Below are 16624 nucleotides of genomic sequence, written 5' to 3'. Positions count from 1 at the left end.
ATCAGTATAAATACAGAGGGGGTTTTTATGTCATTTACTTCTACTCAAATCATCACAGTCACCTTAGCAGGTCTAGCCACAGCCGTGGGTGTAGCTGCTGCAACTATACAGTCGGGTGCGATAAAACAATCTCATCCCCCGGTTGCAGAATCCCCAGCAGCCGTCAGAAACCCGATCGCACTTTTTCCCGCCAACAACCCCGAATCCAAACCAGCAGAACCTCTACAAGCAGAAATCAAAACCGCAGCATCTCCCGCATCTGAATCTCAACCAGCCAAAAGCGCCGTACTTCAACCACCGTTAATCGCTGGAGTCTCGCAGCAAAAAGTTGCGCCAGTAGTTGTCACACCGCCCAATTCCGGCTGTAAAATCAGTATGGCTGTAGTTAGCGATCCGAATCCACCGCTGAATGTGCGATCGCACCCGCAAGTAAACGACAGCAAAATAGTAGGAAAACTGAAAAATAATACCTTTGTTTCCATCGCAGAAGAACAAAATGGTTGGCTGCGAATTACCGAACCGCCCGGTTGGATTGCCAAAAATCGCACCGAAAGCAGTTGTTCTAACATCAACCAGCAGATTAATTTTATGTCGGGAGGAGATGAGGCAATTGTTAAAGGTAGAATCATCGGCGGCGGAACTCACTCTTACAAGATTCGCGCCACAAAAGGTCAAATCATGACTGTTAAGAATCGGAAAGATGTTTTCCCGCAAATTATCACTCCTGGTGGCAAACTTTTAGCAGAAGATCCGAATACACGAGGTCAGAAAACTGAGTGGACGGGCAAAATTCCTGTTACTGGAAATTACACATTTCAACTAGACTCAAATTTCCGTGGCTATGAATACGAATTTTATGTGCGAGTCCGATAAATTCCCAAGAATACCGGGCGGTTGAAACCGCGTCTATACAGACAAAACCCGGATGGTGCGCGGGTTGAAGAGTAGGCGGTTAAAATTACGTTAGCTTCTTCAGTCCGCGCACCATCCGGACTTCCTTTGTGTAGACGCGGTTTTAACCGCCGTCTTAATTAAGGAATTTCAGAAAGCGACACATCTAAAATCGCAAATTTCTGCCAATCTTCCGAATCAAAGTGCCACCATTCTGTGCTTATCCCAATAAATCCCTGTTTTTTCATCGCATCCTCAAGCGTTTGACGATTTTTCCGAGATTGGGCGCTGCCACCGCTGTAATCTCTGTGAGCTTTTTTGGTAAAATCGTCATAGGGCGTTGGCATCTCTAATTCTTTGCCAGTGCGATCGACCAAAGTTAAATCCACAGCCGCCCCGCGATTGTGCCGCGAACCCCTAGCAGGATTAGCAACATAGTTCGGATCTGGCAAAAATTCCCACATTTGCTTAGTCACAGAAAAAGGCCTGTAGCAATCGTAAACTTTCAAACCCAAGCCAATTTTTTCCAAATCTGTTTGAACTAGCGCTAACTTTTGAGCAACAGAACTTCTCAAAGCGCATTTGGCGACTGTATAAAGTTTTCGTTTCAAGAAATTGTTAGTAGTGGCGTAGCGGATATCGAGGCGAATGTTGGGATTTACCGTGCGGATGTCAACAAGTCGCGCCCAACTGGGAAGTTGACTCATGAAAACGCTTTCAGGTAATACTGGGCTTTGTTCTTCCTGGTAAATTTGCACTTTTGGCGGCTCCGCTGCGGTAACAAATGTTGGATGGTGAAGGGTTATTACAGATAGTAATACCAGTATAAGTACACTTAAATATTTTAAAATTTGACTTGATTTCATAATTGAGTTGTATAATTTTATCCAAGTTTGTAGGGTGCGCAATGCGCACCTTACTATATCATTTTATCCAAGTTTGTAGGGTGTGCAATGCGCTGAGTTGTATAATTTTATCCAAGTTTGTAGGGTGCGCAATGCGCACCTTACTATATAATTTTATCCAAGTTTGTAGGGTGCGCAATGCGCACCTTACTATATCATTTTATCCAAGTTTGTAGGGTGTGCAATGCGCACCTTACTATATCATTTTATCCAAGTTTGTAGGGTGCGCAATGCGCACCTTACTCATAAAGAGCGGGTTCAAAAAAATGTTGCCTAAGTGCTGATCCTTTTAAATTCCCAAGCGCTGATACACTAAATCTAAGTGCCTCAATTGATACTGCGGATCGAAACAATCATCAATTTCTTTGGTCGTCATGCGAGCAGTAACGCTGACATCTTTGGCAATTAAATCGTAGAAATTACCGCCCGTTTTGTTCCAAGCTTGGTGAGCGCAAGATTGCACAATTTTGTAGGCTTCCTCGCGGTTCATGCCTTTTTCCACTAAGGCTAGCATCACCCGCTGGCTGAAGATGACTCCGCCGTAAAGGTTCATGTTGCGTTTCATGTTTTCGGGATAGACTAGCAGGTGTTTTACTAAGTCTGTGGTTTCTACTAACATGAAGTGGGTAACAGTGGAACTGTCGGGCAAAATCATCCGTTCTACGGAACTGTGAGAGATGTCTCTTTCGTGCCACAGCGCAACGTTTTCTAAGGCTGCGACGGCGTTGGCGCGGACAATTCTTGCCATTCCTGTCAGTCTTTCCGATCGAATTGGGTTGCGTTTGTGGGGCATGGCGGATGAGCCTTTTTGCCCTTTGGAAAAGAATTCTTCGACTTCGAGCACGTCGGTGCGCTGGAGGTTGCGGATTTCTACTGCGAAACGCTCGATCGATGCGGCTAACAGTGCTAAGGTTTGGACGTATTCGGCGTGTCGATCGCGCGAAATGACTTGAGTGGATGCACAATCGGGTTCGAGTCCGAGATTTTGACAGGCGATGGCTTCAATGCGCGGATCGATATTAGCATAGGTTCCGACTGCACCGGAGATTTTGCCGACGGCAACGGACGATCGCAAATTCACCAATCTTTCGCGGCTGCGAAACACTTCCGCCAGCCATCCAGCTAGTTTAAAGCCAAAGGTGATGGGTTCGGCGTGAATTCCGTGCGATCGACCCACCATCACGGTATTGCGGTGCTGTTGGGCCTGATAGCGAATAGCTTGACTCAATTCTTCGACACGTTCTAACAAAATATCAACGCTGGCGACTAATTGCAGCGCCAAAGCCGTATCGAGCACATCGGAACTCGTTAAGCCGAGGTGAATGTAGCGGCCGGCATCGCCTACATATTCGTTGACATTTGTCAAGAATGCGATCATGTCGTGGCGGACTTCGGCTTCAATTTCGAGGACTCGTTTCGGGTCAAAATTAGCCTTAGCTTTGATTTCCTCGACTGCGGCGGCGGGGATGTAGCCGAGTTCGGCTTGAGCTTCGCAGACAGCGATTTCTACTTGCAGCCAGCTTTTGAGCTTGGCGGTTTCAGTCCAGATGTTGCCCATTTCGGGCAAGGTGTAGCGCTCTATCACGGTTTGGAGTTGGGGAATTGCGATCGTCCTATTGTACCGCTATGTGGCACTGGGGATAGGTCGGGTTGGTAAGGGCGATCGGGTACAATAATTCAGTCCTGGTCGCACGGGTGGTCAGAAACCGGGTTTTTAACCACAATATTTGCTGAAAATCCTCAATCTTTGTTAAAAACCCGGTTTCTTTGTCGGCGAGTGCATCCAAGACTATAATTTCAACCCGAAACTTCAGAACCATGAAATATACAGTTGTTATCCAATGGTCAGAATGCGATCGGTGCTTTGTCGTGTTTTTGCCTGAATTTGAGGATATCATGCAGCCAGTAACTCACGGAGATTCTTATGAAGAAGCTATCTACAATGCGCGAGAGGTACTGGAGTTACTAATCGAGAGTTGTCAAGCTGAAGGTAAACTATTACCAGCAACTAAGAAGCTAGAACGATTATTTCATGCTGCATAAATTTGTTCACAGCAATATCAGTCAAATATGGAATAAGTGCAAAGCCGATACACTCTGCTAAGCGCGGCGGCACGGCATTTCCAATTTGCCACATTGCCTTTTTCATTGAACCTTCAAAAATAAATGAATCCGGGAAACTTTGTAATCTCGCCATTTCACGAGCGGAAATAACGCGATTGAGATAAGGATGAATATGAGTGCCGCCGTGATTTTCTTTCACAGTCATGCTCGGTTTCCCCGGATACTGTCGCTTAAAAGCATCTGCGTAGCTTGCGTACAAAGAACCGCCTGGTGGAACTTTAGCAAGTCTTTCCATATACTCAGCAGAATGGCGAGTCCATTCGTGGTTAATTTCTGGTATGGGAGTATACTCTGGTAAATCATCAATTGCTGACTCAATTGCTTTGTATTGTTCGGACAACAATTGTGGCTTGGGATAAGGATTTGGCATCCCAAATCTGTTAGCAATAAAAATAGCTCGCGGCCTGATTTGCGGAACTCCATAGGCGGCTGATTCCAGCACCGCAACGGAAACGTGGGGATAGCCAATTTCCTCAAAAGCCTCGCAAATAGCTTGCTTAACAGCCCCTTTCTGTATAGTCAGAATTCCCGGCACATTTTCCATCACAACGTACCAGGGACGTATTTCCGAGACGATGCGGACAAACTCTCTAAACAGGTGGTTTCGAGAATCGTTGGGGTCGCGTTTTCCGGCAACTGAGAAGCCTTGACAAGGCGGCCCGCCTACAACAAGATGAACTTCAGGAGAAGCAATTTGAGCGAGCCAATTTTGGAAATTTAAGTTTTTGATATCGTCGCAAAAGTGATGACAATCAGGAAAATTTTTGATATGAGTTGCAGAAGCAATGGGGTTAACTTCAACACTGGCTAATGGTTGAAATCCTGCTTGCCATAAACCTTGTGTCATTCCGCCAGCACCGCAGAAAAGATCGACAAATCTATAGTCTGAGGCGGGGATTGACTGAGATTCTACATCAATAAATATCTTTTAAGGATCGGAGTCATCCGCTTCTAGTTCGCGTTGGATGCGTTCGTAACGCCCTAATTTTGCTTGCTTCGGCTTTTTTGCAGAAATTGTCTCTTGCTCATTTGAGAATAAAGACAGTTGTATTGCTTCCATTTTACATTTGTTTACGGCATCATATCTATTGTACTGTACTGAACTAGAGCAACCATGAAAGACGATCGCACTAAATATCGACCTGCAATCTATCAAGTTATGACTTGAAAAACGATCGCAAATAATTCTACTGCATTCGATCGATTGTACGATACTGAACAGCCTCCCCCACATAGTTAGCAGTTAGTAGGGTGTTCACACGCCACACCTTGCTACAATTTTTTATATTTCGTTTGTTGCGGATATTGCGTTTACGGCACGAAAAGTGTTATCGTGAAAACAACTGAGTATGCACCGGAGACTTACACGCGGGTAGCCAGAAACCGGGTTTTTGGAGAAAATACATCGTTACAGCCCGCTGATTCGCGAAAAAACCCGGTTTCTTTGCTGAAAGTGCGTCCAGGAATACATAAATCAGACAAAAAACATTAAAAGAGAGACTTGCTATGTTGAAGCAAAAAGCATCGCCTGAGTCAGTTTTAATTCCCGAACAAGAACAAGAAACAATAGCAAAATTATACCAGATTCTCAGCCTCGAATCTGCACAACCAAAATTAGTCGGAAGTAACGGAGAAGAAATTATAATTCCGCAGTCAGTTTACAATTTACTCGGTCAAGTTGTCCAAGCAATGGCATCAGGTCAAGCTATTTCCATAGTGCGTCACAATCGCGAACTGACAACACAGGAAGCTGCTAATATTCTGAATGTGTCGCGACCATTTTTAGTCAAGTTACTTGAAAATGGAGAAATTACCCATATCAAAGTTGGTTCCCATCGGCGCATACTTTTCCAAGATTTAATGACCTACAAGGAACAGCGGAAAGTCAAGCGCCGCCAACTCTTGGATGAGCTGATCGAGATGACTGAGGAAGCTGGCTTGTACGAGGAATAGGACTAATTGAATCTCTAATATGACTAAACATAGTGTTGTACTTGATGCTTGCGTACTTTTCCCGATGTATTTGCGCGATACTCTCCTTTCCACTGCTGATGAAGATTTGTATTTACCATATTGGTCTCAGAAAATCCTTGATGAGGCAATAGGCAATCTTGTTAAAGGAGGAAAGCTTTCGCAAAAGACCGCAAAAAATCTTGAAAATCAAATCAAATTAGCCTTTCCTGAAGCAATGGTTGAAGTGCCTGTCGCGCTAGAGCAAGCAATGACCAACGATCCTAAAGACCGTCACGTTCTTGCCGCAGCCGTAACTGCTGGAGCTGATATCATTGTCACCAATAATCTCAAGGATTTTAGAGAAAACGAGCTAGCTCCTTGGAACATTAAAGCACAGTCGCCCGATGATTTTCTCAGCGATTTATTGGAAGAATACCCGGACTCAATAATTGAGTTATTACAGCAACAGTCTCAAAAGTACAAAAATCCCCCAAAGACTTTTACTGAATTAATTGATTTTTTACGTGAAAAAGCAGATACACCAAAATTTGCCAGTAATATATTGTTCAAAGTTCAGCGTCGCGAAGACAATCAGTAATATCTTATAGCCCTTCTCAGAAAGATGAGGTATGTTGTTGGGCTTGGGCCCTCTTAGTTTATAGGCCCCACAAGCTGTCAGTCGTACCTCATCTTTCTGAAAACCGCTATATTTATTGTTCTTAGGCTTGGCCTAGAATAGTAAATTTCCTAGCTTTGTTCAAAGCAATATCAGCCAAATATGGAATAAGTGCGAAGCCGATACACTCTGCTAAGCCCGGCGGTACAGCATTGCCAATTTGCCACATTGTCTTTTTCATCGAACATTCAACAATAAATTAATCGGGGAAAGTTTGCAATCTAGACATTTCGCGGGCTGAAATAACGCAATTAAAATAAGGATGAAAATCAGCACATAAAGAAGGAGTTTGTCATACCGCTGGGACTTCAGTTTGTAATTAAGTGAGTTCAGATGTTAGATCCTCGATCGCAAGTTTGCTGACTTTGCTTTTGGGCTTGCTTTCTTTTGCTCAATACAGCTCGTTGAATTGCCAGCAAAATTTTTCCCTCTTGTTGATTAATTTCACCGTCAGACTCGACGATCTCAGTGGATCTCTTTAAAAGTGGTTCGGCAAAGTCAAGTTCGAGTTGTTCGAGTAAAATATCCAACTTGGGAAGCAATTTAGACTTATTTTTCACAGCTTCTATCTCAGCTAAAGTCTTGGGATTTAAATTAGCTGCTTGTAATTCCGGTAAGAAGTCATCCCATCGGGTGAATTTTTGGCTGGCATAGACGACATACACTAAAATCCAATCCATCACCGTTTCTTGTGCGATCGCTTTTTCTAAATATTGCTCGCTTTCCGCTTGCAATACCTCCCGCAAATCTTCGAGTTGGGTTTCGATTTCCAAGGAATCGAGATGGGCTTCATAAAACCGACAAGCACCGTATCCCATCGCGTAAATCATTGCCGCACTGGCGCTAGCATTGATCGCGGCACCTGCCAAGGGAATATTACTTATAAGCGTAACTCCAGCTTCGATCGCTAAATTGCTACCCAAGGATAAACCAAAAATAGCGACAACTTCTTTTTTGCGATCGCTCGATCGCAAATCCATGCCATAGGCGGCAGCAATTTGATAAACCAACTCGGCAGATAACGCCGTCATTGCCGCTAAATCCATGCCAGCCAACGCCAAAGCTACGCCGGGAACTAAACTGCTAGCCAAGCCAGTTCCTGCCGCTAGCAAGGCTTTTTCCACCATCAAGTGATGTGCAATCTCTTTGGGTTTCTCGCGAGGATATTGGCGCTGTAACTCTCGAACTTGCGCCTCGGCATTTACGACATCAACAGCATCTATAGCATTAGCTAACCAGTCGATTTTAAACTTTTGGGTCAGTTTTTTCAGGATAGGAGTTTGGGAAATCAAACCGATGGATGAACCCAAAAATTTGGGAACTTGCAGTGCTGCACTTCCCGCACTTGCGGCCGCATTTCCTACCGCACTTGCCGTATTCACAACGATCGCACTTCCAGCACTTCCTGCGGCATTTCCTACCGCACTCGCTGTATGTATTAGCAATGGCACTTCCAGCACTTCCTGCGGCATTTCCCACCGCACTCGCTGTATTCACAACGATCGCACTTCCAGCACTTCCTGCGGCATTTCCCACCGCACTCGCTGTATTCACAATGGCACTTCCAGCACTTCCTGCGGCATTTCCCACCGCACTCGCGCTTGCAGAGACGACTCCAAAAACGGAACCCAACCAATTGGATTTATTCCCTGGTTTAGCCTGCACATCCGATTTGGAGCGATCGTTCGTTTCTGCTACTTCCGTTACTGACGGAACTTGTTCTGAGTGGTTGCTGTCTGTTTTGATTTCGTTGTTATGTGGCATTAGTTTATACCCTTTATAAAAAAAATCTACAATAAAGATGTTAGGTTTGTTTGCTGGGGTATTGAAAATAACAGGTGCGTCGCTATTAGATTGTCGCTTTTTTTTGATGTCGATGGATCCGCACCCTACGAATTTTGCTAGTCATGGATGCGGACTAAAGTCCTCACTACGAACCTGGGAATTTCAAATCATAATCGAAGACATCAATTCATCGGTCATTTCAAAATTAGCTGTCACACTTTGCACGTCGTCTAAATCTTCCAAGGCGTCCATTAACTTTATCAGCAATCGAGCTTTTTCAGGAGTATCAATTTCGACGGTATTGCTCGGAATCCAGCGAGTCTCTGACTGTAAAACTGCCAAACCTGTTTGTTTCAAAACATCAGCCAGTTTTTCCAAATTAGGCACACTTGTAAAAACTTCTGCACCTTCGGTATCCTCATCAATTGATATCAAATCGTAGGATTCGGCTTCTGCTTCTAGGGAGGCTTCAAACAATTGTTCTTCATCAATGGGGCCGCGTACTGTACAAACTCCTTTGTGGTCAAACATCCAGCCCACACAACCAGTTTCGCCTAAGTTGCCGCCATTTTTACTAAAAGCTTCTCGCAAGTCAGCCGCGGTGCGGTTGCGGTTGTCTGTCAGCGCTTCAATCAGAATCGCTACTCCGCCAACGCCGTAACCTTCGTAGCGAATGGCTTCTAATTCCGAACTACCCCCGGCTAAACCGGCACCTTTGGCGATCGCCCTTTCTATGTTTTCATTAGGAATATCCGCGGCCTTCGCTTTTTCAATAGCCGTCCGCAGTTGAAAATTACCAGCGGGATCGGGAACTCCGCTGCGGGCAGCGACAATAATTTCGCGAGATATTCTAGCAAAAACTTTGCCTTTAGCCGAATCAACTCTCGCTTTTTGGCGTTTTATAGTCGCCCACTTACTGTGTCCAGACATACCGATTTGAGATTTAAGATTTACAACGTGCGATCGAGATCGAATAAACCTAGCGCGTGCACTGCACACCCAATCCGTACACATAGCATATAATGCGATTTTTTGCACGAATTTCAACTTTAATTAAAGCGGACAACGGTTTCAGTGTCCGTGAGGTGAGAAGTATCGCCATTAAGTGCGATCGACCATTCGTCCCCATTCCGCACCACTTTCACCAAACAGCAAAGAGAAGCATTAATTTTCCTCCTAGCACCGCCCACCAGCCACAGCGCACTTCCCACAACCGACGAACCGTGACCTACTAATAACATATCCTCAGGAAACTGTGCAGCGAGGCGTTTAGCAGTTTCCCCCGCCCTTTTGAGACAAGCTTCCCCGGTTTCGGGATAATTAGCAATACCGCCTTTATAAGAAGCATCAATCCTGGGAAAACGCCTGCACAAATCCTCGACAGATTCAGTTTCCGGCATTTCGGTCATCCATTCAGGATTCAGCCATTCGCACAGTCCCCACTCTAGTTTAATTGACAAATCCAGAGCTTCTGCCGCGTGATTTGCCGTTTGGACAGTTCGGAGAAAAGGCGAAGCAAAAATGTGAGAAATTCCTTCACCTTTGAGGCGATTGGCGAGTTGTTTGGCTTGAATGTGACCGTCTTCGGAAAGATGGGGATCGTAGCGGTGTTCTGCCGTAAGAAACCAGTCGGGGTTAACGAAGTCGATGCGGTTTCCGTGGCGTGCGATCCAGACTGTTTGCGGCATAATAATTTTATGTTTTGGTTTCTATGTGTAATCTTACGGGTTAAGCAATGGGCAGATAGTCTAGGTTAGACTGAGCTTTTTTTGCTAACTCGCAGCATCTCATTTCCGCCTATTTGAAACTGATAAGCAACCTCTTGAATTTCCACAGTAAAACTTCTGTTTTGCAATTCGGCAATCACTGGGTTTAAGTGTTCGGATTCCACCCCGCTAAAACTCTGCAATAGAGGGAATACCCGGACTTGCTTCGCAACCCGACACATTTCTGTAATAGCTTCCAGATGATCTTTTTCCGAAAGGTGAGGATCAGTAAATAAGAAATGGCTGCACAAAGCTAAATCGAATTGACCGTTCTCGAAAGGCAAAACAGGCAGCGATGCAGTCACGTAGCGGCCTTCCTGCAAGCCTGATGGAAAATCTTTTAAAAATTCCTGCGTCGCATTCCTTCGCACATTGGCTAGCTGGGACGGCGATTCAAAAATGTTCCACAGGTAGTTGGGTCTACTTGCCTCGAAATCCTCAATGAAAGTGTGATATTTTGGGAGGTGAGCGCCAATTTCCACCGCCGAAAACTGATAAACTGGATCGCAAGAAATTACCTTTCTACCTTGGCGAGTCATTTCGGCATTGAAACTCGCCGCGCCGCCGGCACAATCAAGAATTGCTAGCTCGAGGTCACTTGGTTCCAAGCTAAACATTTTTATGTATTCACCCAAGCAGCGTCCCAAGGGAATTACTTCATCCAAATTTAGTGACACTTGTCTTTGTCCCGCAGATAGAATTATTTAACATTTTACCTCAAATCAGGGCTATTTTTTCCTATCCCCTTTCTGCGGCGGGTTGATTTGGCTCCCGAGTTATGTATGAATAAATTTGGTCAAACATGGTAAAAATTGCCTATGAAGCTGTCTACCATCCGCGATCGGTATTATTTGAAAACCTCGCCACTGTAGAAGGAATTCCCGCTCAGCCAGTGCTGTTGCTTGACTCCGAAGGCATCCCCATCAGAGCACTTTATGTCATGGAAAAACAGTTCGTGAAGCGAAGCTATCCCGAAGGGAATCGTACTTGGCGAATTAATGGCTGTTATTTGGTTCCCATCACAGCAGAATAAGTTATGCTTACTTTTATTCGGAGCTTTTTTTGCTAACTCGCAGCATCTTATTTCCGCCTTTTTGAAACTCATAGGGAGCCTCTTGAACTTCCACTCGAAAATTTCTATTTTTCAATTCGGTAATAATCGGATTTAAATGCTCAGATTCCTCCCCGCTAAAACTCTGCAACAGCGGAAACACTCGAACTTCCTTCGCAACCCGACACATTTCTGTAATTGCTTGCAGATGAAATTCTTCCGAAAGCAGGTGAGAATAAGCAAATAAGAAATGGCTGCACAAAGCTAAATCAAATTGACCGTTATCGAAGGGTAAAACAGGCAGCTCAACATTCATGTAGCGGCCTTGCTCTAAGCCAGAGGGAAAATCTGCTAAAAATTCCTGCATTGCTTTCATCCGCACTTCGCCTAGCTGGTACGGCGATTCAAAATTGTTCCAGAGGTAGCCGTCTACATTGGCCTTAACAGCGTCAATCACAGTTTGATATGTTTCTTGGATGCGATCGCCAATTTCCACCGCCGTAAACTGATACACTGGATCGCAAGAAATTACCTTGTTACCTTGGCGAGTCATTTCGGCATTGAAACTCGCCGGGCCGCCCGCACAATCAAGAATTGCTAGCTTGAGGTCACTTGATGTCAAGCTAAACATTCCTATGTATTCATCCAAGCAGCGTCCCCAGGGAATTACCTTCTCCAATTTTAGTGACACTTGTCTTTGTCCCGTAGATAGAATTATTAATATTTTACATCAAATAAGGCTCGTTTTTTCTATCTCTTTTATTTCGGAGGGTTGATTTGCATCCCGACTTATGTATAAATAATTTTGAGAACAGTTGCTTGCTTTACACTTTCTTTATAAAGAAGGTACTCGATTGCGGCACAAATTTTATGATTCCACCTGTGGATTTTGCAGCGCAGCGAGGCTACACTGGACAGAAGTCAATTACCCACCGCTAATTGTTTCGCCTGACGGCTCACAATATAGCGGGGGCTTGTAATAGCCCTGATATGTTCCTGCAAGTTGCAAGACAATATCGAACCTTCGAGCGCATTGACTGGCACTCCAAGAGCAGCAATGTTCAAGCTGCCATTTGAATCAGCATCACCAACAAAACCACAATGACCGCACTTAAATCTTTTACCAGAACGATAAGACTGCCCTTTGATAGGGTGGATGTGCAAGCATTTATGGCACATCTGGGAAGTGTAGCGCGGGCTAACCATTACTACTTTGACTCCAGCACCAATCGCTTTGTAGGTCAAGAAAATTCGCAGTTGATAAAATGCCCAACTATTGGAGCGTCTGCGCTCAGTCTTAGACCTTGGTTGTTGATTGGTTCGTTCTCGGATTCCGGTCAAATCTTCCAAGGCTATGCTAGACTTACTAGCTTTTGCCTTGGAAACGATGGTTTTGCTGATGACATGATTCTGATTTGTTTGATAACGTCGCTCTCTGCCCGACAGTCGTTTCAAGATCTTGCGGCATCTACGCCGTGTCGATCTAGTACCTTTCGTGGCTTTGGTTTGGAGCGATGCTCTAGTTCGAGCAAATCTGTCTCTAGTCGCCTTGATATTTTCACCACTCCAGCTATCACCATCACTGGTAATGGCAATGTCAGTACGCCCCAAATCGACTCCAATCACTCGGACTGGTTCGGTAACGTCTGGCGGGGTGGTCTTAATTTGAATGTGGATATAGTAGCTACCATCTCGATGTTTGCAAAGTTGGGCAGATGTTGGCTTCTTGCCGTCAAGATTAACAGCTTGATATTCTCCAATATCCAGCGGAATGCGATAACGACCATTCATCAGCGTCAAGCTGACAACGTTGTCTTTCTGCCTGAAATCGAAGATTCGAGCATCATAATCGATGCTAGTGGGGTCAAAAGACTCTACTGTTCTCTTTTTGGCTTTAGCCGTTTTCCGATTAGCTCCAACTCTAGCGCAAACACGAACCGCCAAGTTAGCACTAAGCCCAAACTTAGAGCGCAAGTCTTGATAAACCAAGTTTTGGATGGTTACAGAGCTTGTGGTCTGAGGTTGGACTACTTCATTGGCATAGTTGCAACCATCAGCAAACGCCTTCAATGTTGCCTCGATTTGAGCGACATGTTCTGGCGTTGGGCTAAGTTTGCAAACGATGGTAAGTATTTGTTCCATGCTATTGATATTATCACATGTACTTTTGTTGTAGTAGCCCTTGAGCAATTGCTCAGAACCTCCGAGTCAAAGTACTTAAACTCCATATATCTAAAGTCTATCACATGTGACATTGACAAGCAATGGTTGGATAGAGAAAAACAAGGAATTTGCTCGTCTTCTCATACACCCGCCCATCTCGCTAGGGCTGCGCCTGCTAGTTTGTGGGCGGGTGCAATCGGCGACTCGCTCGCATTCCTCCCACCGCTGACACGCATCGGGAGTACCCTCGCGGTACAGCGGGGGCATCCTGCTGTTCTAGGTGAAAATAAACTAAAATTAACTAGCTTGCATTGCGATCGTTCATTGGCAGACTGCAACCAGGAAAGAAAGATGAAACATAACGTTCAAACCGCCACAAGTCTTAGTTTGTCAGCACTCCTGGTGCTGAGCAGTTCGCTGCCAAGTATAGCTCAGTTGCCTGCTATCAGAAATCCTGCACCCCCTAGGAACCCAAACCTGCCGAGGGTACCGCCACCGCCTCCTGCGGGTTCGAGTCTGCCGCCGATCGGCAATTCTGGCTCGCTGACAGCAGAAGCGGCTTATACTTTAGGCCCGGGCGATCGCATTGCTTTAGATATCTTCGGCGTCCCTGAATTTAGCAAAGAATATCAAGTCTTAGTTGACGGAACCCTCAATCTACCAATCATTCGCAGCGTCTCAATTCAAGGGTTGACGCTGCAACAAGCCGCTACCGTCATTACCAAGCGATACGAACCCTTCATCAATGTTCCCGTTGTCACCGTGACTCTGATCGTTACTCGCCCCCTAAATATAGGTGTTGCCGGTGAAGTTACTCGCCCCGGTTCCTACAAAATTAATGCCAGCAGAGAAGGAACCGGAGGAGGCGTAAAATTTCCGACTTTGATGGAAATGCTACAACTTGCCAAAGGGGTGACATCCGCAGGAGATATGCGAAACGTCCAAATTCGCCGTCCCCGCAGAGGCGGGGCAGAGCAACTTATTACTGTTAATTTGCAGGATTTTTTAGACACTGGAAATTTGCGTCAAGATGTCACTATCCGAGATGGAGATACAATTTTTGTACCGACAGCAAGTGCTCTCAATACCCAAGAAGTCCGTCAAAGAGCTAGTGCTAATTTTTCCGCTGATATTACTAAACCAATTGGCGTGGTAATTGTCGGAGAAGTCAACAGGCCGGGGCCTTATACTGTATCTGCTTCGGATTTGCGATCGACCAACCAACAAACAGATCTGAGTTTTGTCTCTATTGAACAACAACAAGGAGGAGGAGCCGTTGTCGGACTACCAACAATCACTAGAGCGCTCAAAATTGCTGGCGGTATCACCACAGAAGCAGACATTCGCCGCGTCCAAATCCGCCGCCGTATCAGAGGTGGCACTGAACAAACTATCACGGTAAATCTGTGGGATTTGCTGCAAAAAGGTGACGCAACTCAAGATGTTTTACTCCAAGAAGGAGATAGCGTCATTATCCCGACGGCATCTACTGTAGACTTAACTGAAATTGCCCAACTCGGAAGTACAAGTTTCTCTCCAAACGCGATCAGCATCAATATTGTAGGGGAAGTGATCAGGCCCGGAGCTTTACAGGTTAAACCCAGTACATCCCTCCACCAAGCTTTGCTGACTGCTGGCAGTTTCAATCAATTGCGGGCTAAAAAAGATAAGGTGGAACTGCTGCGTTTGAACCCCAACGGTACTGTTACTCGCCGCACTATTAATGTCGATTTTGCTCAAGGGCTGAATCCTGACAATAACCCAACTCTCCGAAATAACGATGTGATTCTCGTAGCGCGATCGGGCTATACTAGGGTAGCAGACAATATTGCCACTTTCTTGCAGCCGATAACAGGAGTTGCAACTGGGATCGGCAGCGTTAGCGGCATTTTTACTGGGTTTCAAACAACTATCAACGCTTTTCAGAACTTATTTTTGGGAGGAGATTTCGATCGGCGCAATCAACTCAGACAACTTCGGGAACAACGGGAAGACAGACAACAACAACGTGAAGACAGAGAGCTAGACAGACAGAGACAAGCTGAAGACAGAAGGCTGCAAGCTGAAGACAGAGCGCGCCAAGCTGAAGACAGACGCTTGCAACTCGAAGACAGACAGCGGCAGATAGATCTTCAAGATCGGCAACTTCAACTTCAACAGCAGCAAAATCAGCAGCTACAGCAACTACAACCACAGCAAATTATGCCAACTACGACTCCTTAATATTGAGCGCTATGGTGCGTCAGTTTATACCAATTCACTATGAAGCGGAACGACCTGGTTCGCCTAAAATCCTTTCCGGTAAAGGATCTATTCCATGCAGCGGAGAAAGAAAAATGATATCAGTAGGTGCGCAATGCGCACCTTACGGCTTAGGAATGGAAAGGACTGATACCAATTCAGTATGAAGCTGCTAAGATTGTGAGGAAAGTAGCAAAAATATCATTTTTATCACGCACCCTACTTCACTGAAATTAAGATTTTAGGAGGATTTTATGTTAGAGAAAGTGTGAGTTGTCAAGTTTAATTCAAAATATTTAACAAAAGTTTTTTGTATATATCTAAACCTTTGGCATTGAGGTGAACGCCGTCTATTGTTAAATCTTCATTCAGAGCTTTTTCTTTAAACAATGCTTGTATACCGCTAGATTCCACGGTCATATTTTCTGCGGCGGCGACTCGATCGATGAGAAGATTAATTTCGTCAACTCTGGCAATTGTTCCGGCAAATTTAGGATTGTAGCTGGCGGCAAGAGTTGAGTAAAAAGCAGGAATCAGAATAATCTGTTTGGTGGCGATCGATCGCATAATTGCGATCGCCTGTTTCAAATTGCTGACAAATGCCTCGTTGCTGCTACTCTTGCTGCTACTTTAGTTTATGCTATTGCTTTAATTCAGTGGCGATGTCACGAATATTTTTGCCCAGATTATTCACCCATACATATATCAAACTGAGGTCGTAAAGTAATTTAGGACTTATATATGTCTAAACCAGTGGACTGGACAGTTGGCATCCCCGCTAGCACCCTTATAGCCGTCGGAACCCAGGTAAGTGGCAGATTTCCTCTAGATGGAGCAAGTACCCAAAACTTACTGTACCGCATGGATGGCAAGAACATTACCAGCTATATCGTCTACGATGACAGTGGACGGGCAATTAAGCGAGTAGACTTGACAGGAAGGGCTCATGCAAATGTGCCGACACCTCACGCCGTTGAATACAAACACAACCAAAACTCAGCAGGAGACATTTACGTGCAAGCTGAGAAAACAGTTAGGCCAGCTAGATTGGATGAAATACCCTAGAAAT

Annotated in this window: 16 protein-coding genes and 2 pseudogenes; 7 read left to right on the top strand and 11 right to left on the bottom strand. The window is 45.0% G+C overall.

The genetic code is table 11. The features are described 5' to 3' along the window. The first annotated feature begins 27 nt into the window (after window positions 1-27). Window positions 28-873, top strand: coding sequence for an SH3 domain-containing protein (locus tag JGK39_RS20670; RefSeq protein WP_293256492.1), 846 nt, complete (start codon window positions 28-30; stop codon window positions 871-873). A 158-nt stretch (window positions 874-1031) separates the two neighbouring features. On the opposite strand, the gene JGK39_RS20665 is transcribed toward JGK39_RS20670, so the two are convergent. Continuing rightward, window positions 1032-1757 (bottom strand): M15 family metallopeptidase, encoded by a 726-nt coding sequence (locus JGK39_RS20665; RefSeq protein WP_293256489.1) that lies wholly within the window; start codon window positions 1755-1757, stop codon window positions 1032-1034. A gap of 328 nt (window positions 1758-2085) precedes the next feature. Continuing rightward, complete coding sequence (gene purB, locus JGK39_RS20660; protein WP_293256486.1) at window positions 2086-3381, bottom strand: adenylosuccinate lyase; 1296 nt, start codon at window positions 3379-3381, stop codon at window positions 2086-2088. 233 nt (window positions 3382-3614) lie between these two features. Here purB and JGK39_RS20655 point away from each other — a divergent pair, with 233 nt between their 5' ends. Then, the gene (locus JGK39_RS20655) at window positions 3615-3839 is read left to right on the top strand and encodes a type II toxin-antitoxin system HicB family antitoxin (protein ID WP_293256483.1); all 225 of its coding nucleotides are present in this window, start codon (window positions 3615-3617) and stop codon (window positions 3837-3839) included. On the opposite strand, the pseudogene JGK39_RS20650 reads toward JGK39_RS20655, so the two are convergent. Further along, window positions 3805-4980 (bottom strand): annotated as a pseudogene (locus tag JGK39_RS20650) (DNA cytosine methyltransferase). The gene JGK39_RS20655 and the pseudogene JGK39_RS20650 overlap by 35 nt on opposite strands. Before the next feature lie 446 nt (window positions 4981-5426). On the opposite strand from JGK39_RS20650, the gene JGK39_RS20645 reads away from it, so the two are divergent. Next, window positions 5427-5873: a helix-turn-helix domain-containing protein gene (locus JGK39_RS20645; protein WP_293256480.1), complete on the top strand. Its 447-nt coding sequence runs from the start codon at window positions 5427-5429 to the stop codon at window positions 5871-5873. A 19-nt stretch (window positions 5874-5892) separates the two neighbouring features. Continuing rightward, entirely contained in the window at window positions 5893-6471 is a 579-nt protein-coding gene (locus JGK39_RS20640) for a PIN domain-containing protein (RefSeq protein ID WP_293256477.1), read from the top strand. 121 nt (window positions 6472-6592) lie between these two features. On the opposite strand, the pseudogene JGK39_RS20635 reads toward JGK39_RS20640, so the two are convergent. From JGK39_RS20635 to JGK39_RS20615, 5 genes and pseudogenes are all read right to left on the bottom strand, one after another. Then, window positions 6593-6814: pseudogene (locus JGK39_RS20635) on the bottom strand (DNA cytosine methyltransferase); the annotation flags it as partial. A 64-nt stretch (window positions 6815-6878) separates the two neighbouring features. Beyond that, a complete protein-coding gene (locus tag JGK39_RS20630) occupies window positions 6879-7931 on the bottom strand; it encodes a hypothetical protein (RefSeq protein ID WP_293256474.1) in 1053 nt (350 codons plus the stop codon). Between the two features lie 565 nt (window positions 7932-8496). Then, window positions 8497-9264, bottom strand: coding sequence for a YebC/PmpR family DNA-binding transcriptional regulator (locus JGK39_RS20625; RefSeq protein WP_293256468.1), 768 nt, complete (start codon window positions 9262-9264; stop codon window positions 8497-8499). Between the two features lie 119 nt (window positions 9265-9383). After that, window positions 9384-10022, bottom strand: a complete 639-nt coding sequence (locus tag JGK39_RS20620) for a histidine phosphatase family protein (protein WP_293256465.1) — start codon at window positions 10020-10022, stop codon at window positions 9384-9386. A 65-nt stretch (window positions 10023-10087) separates the two neighbouring features. Next, window positions 10088-10777, bottom strand: coding sequence for a class I SAM-dependent methyltransferase (locus JGK39_RS20615; RefSeq protein WP_293296055.1), 690 nt, complete (start codon window positions 10775-10777; stop codon window positions 10088-10090). Window positions 10778-10902: 125 nt separating this feature from the next. On the opposite strand from JGK39_RS20615, the gene JGK39_RS20610 reads away from it, so the two are divergent. After that, window positions 10903-11133: a DUF4864 domain-containing protein gene (locus JGK39_RS20610; protein ID WP_293296054.1), complete on the top strand. Its 231-nt coding sequence runs from the start codon at window positions 10903-10905 to the stop codon at window positions 11131-11133. Window positions 11134-11146: 13 nt separating this feature from the next. On the opposite strand, the gene JGK39_RS20605 is transcribed toward JGK39_RS20610, so the two are convergent. Both JGK39_RS20605 and JGK39_RS20600 read right to left on the bottom strand, forming a co-directional pair. After that, window positions 11147-11842, bottom strand: coding sequence for a class I SAM-dependent methyltransferase (locus tag JGK39_RS20605; protein WP_293296053.1), 696 nt, complete (start codon window positions 11840-11842; stop codon window positions 11147-11149). A 230-nt stretch (window positions 11843-12072) separates the two neighbouring features. Further along, window positions 12073-13293: a transposase gene (locus tag JGK39_RS20600; protein ID WP_293296051.1), complete on the bottom strand. Its 1221-nt coding sequence runs from the start codon at window positions 13291-13293 to the stop codon at window positions 12073-12075. Between the two features lie 126 nt (window positions 13294-13419). On the opposite strand from JGK39_RS20600, the gene JGK39_RS20595 reads away from it, so the two are divergent. Next, window positions 13420-15537: a polysaccharide biosynthesis/export family protein gene (locus JGK39_RS20595; RefSeq protein WP_293296049.1), complete on the top strand. Its 2118-nt coding sequence runs from the start codon at window positions 13420-13422 to the stop codon at window positions 15535-15537. Between the two features lie 300 nt (window positions 15538-15837). On the opposite strand, the gene JGK39_RS20590 is transcribed toward JGK39_RS20595, so the two are convergent. Continuing rightward, entirely contained in the window at window positions 15838-16143 is a 306-nt protein-coding gene (locus JGK39_RS20590; protein ID WP_293296047.1) for a hypothetical protein, read from the bottom strand. Window positions 16144-16296: 153 nt separating this feature from the next. Between JGK39_RS20590 and JGK39_RS20585 the strand changes: the two genes are divergently transcribed. Then, window positions 16297-16620 carry a polymorphic toxin type 24 domain-containing protein gene (locus tag JGK39_RS20585; protein WP_293296045.1) on the top strand — a complete coding sequence of 108 codons (324 nt, stop codon included), beginning with the start codon at window positions 16297-16299 and terminating at the stop codon, window positions 16618-16620. Window positions 16621-16624: the final 4 nt, after the last annotated feature.

The organism is Microcoleus sp. PH2017_12_PCY_D_A (genome assembly GCF_020738565.1).
Classification (GTDB): domain Bacteria; phylum Cyanobacteriota; class Cyanobacteriia; order Cyanobacteriales; family Microcoleaceae; genus Microcoleus.
Note: the sequence above shows the minus strand (reverse complement) of the source record. Positions and strands in the feature narration are given on the sequence as shown.

Excerpts from the sequence above, each read along its gene's own strand:
- JGK39_RS20670 (WP_293256492.1), top strand. The coding sequence starts at position 28 with ATGTCATTTACTTCTACTCAAATCATCACAGTCACCTTAGCAGGTCTA.
- JGK39_RS20665 (WP_293256489.1), bottom strand. The coding sequence starts at position 1,757 with ATGAAATCAAGTCAAATTTTAAAATATTTAAGTGTACTTATACTGGTA.
- JGK39_RS20655 (WP_293256483.1), top strand. The coding sequence starts at position 3,615 with ATGAAATATACAGTTGTTATCCAATGGTCAGAATGCGATCGGTGCTTT.
- JGK39_RS20645 (WP_293256480.1), top strand. The coding sequence starts at position 5,427 with ATGTTGAAGCAAAAAGCATCGCCTGAGTCAGTTTTAATTCCCGAACAA.
- JGK39_RS20640 (WP_293256477.1), top strand. The coding sequence starts at position 5,893 with ATGACTAAACATAGTGTTGTACTTGATGCTTGCGTACTTTTCCCGATG.
- JGK39_RS20625 (WP_293256468.1), bottom strand. The coding sequence starts at position 9,264 with ATGTCTGGACACAGTAAGTGGGCGACTATAAAACGCCAAAAAGCGAGA.
- JGK39_RS20620 (WP_293256465.1), bottom strand. The coding sequence starts at position 10,022 with ATGCCGCAAACAGTCTGGATCGCACGCCACGGAAACCGCATCGACTTC.
- JGK39_RS20610 (WP_293296054.1), top strand. The coding sequence starts at position 10,903 with ATGGTAAAAATTGCCTATGAAGCTGTCTACCATCCGCGATCGGTATTA.
- JGK39_RS20600 (WP_293296051.1), bottom strand. The coding sequence starts at position 13,293 with ATGGAACAAATACTTACCATCGTTTGCAAACTTAGCCCAACGCCAGAA.
- JGK39_RS20585 (WP_293296045.1), top strand. The coding sequence starts at position 16,297 with ATGTCTAAACCAGTGGACTGGACAGTTGGCATCCCCGCTAGCACCCTT.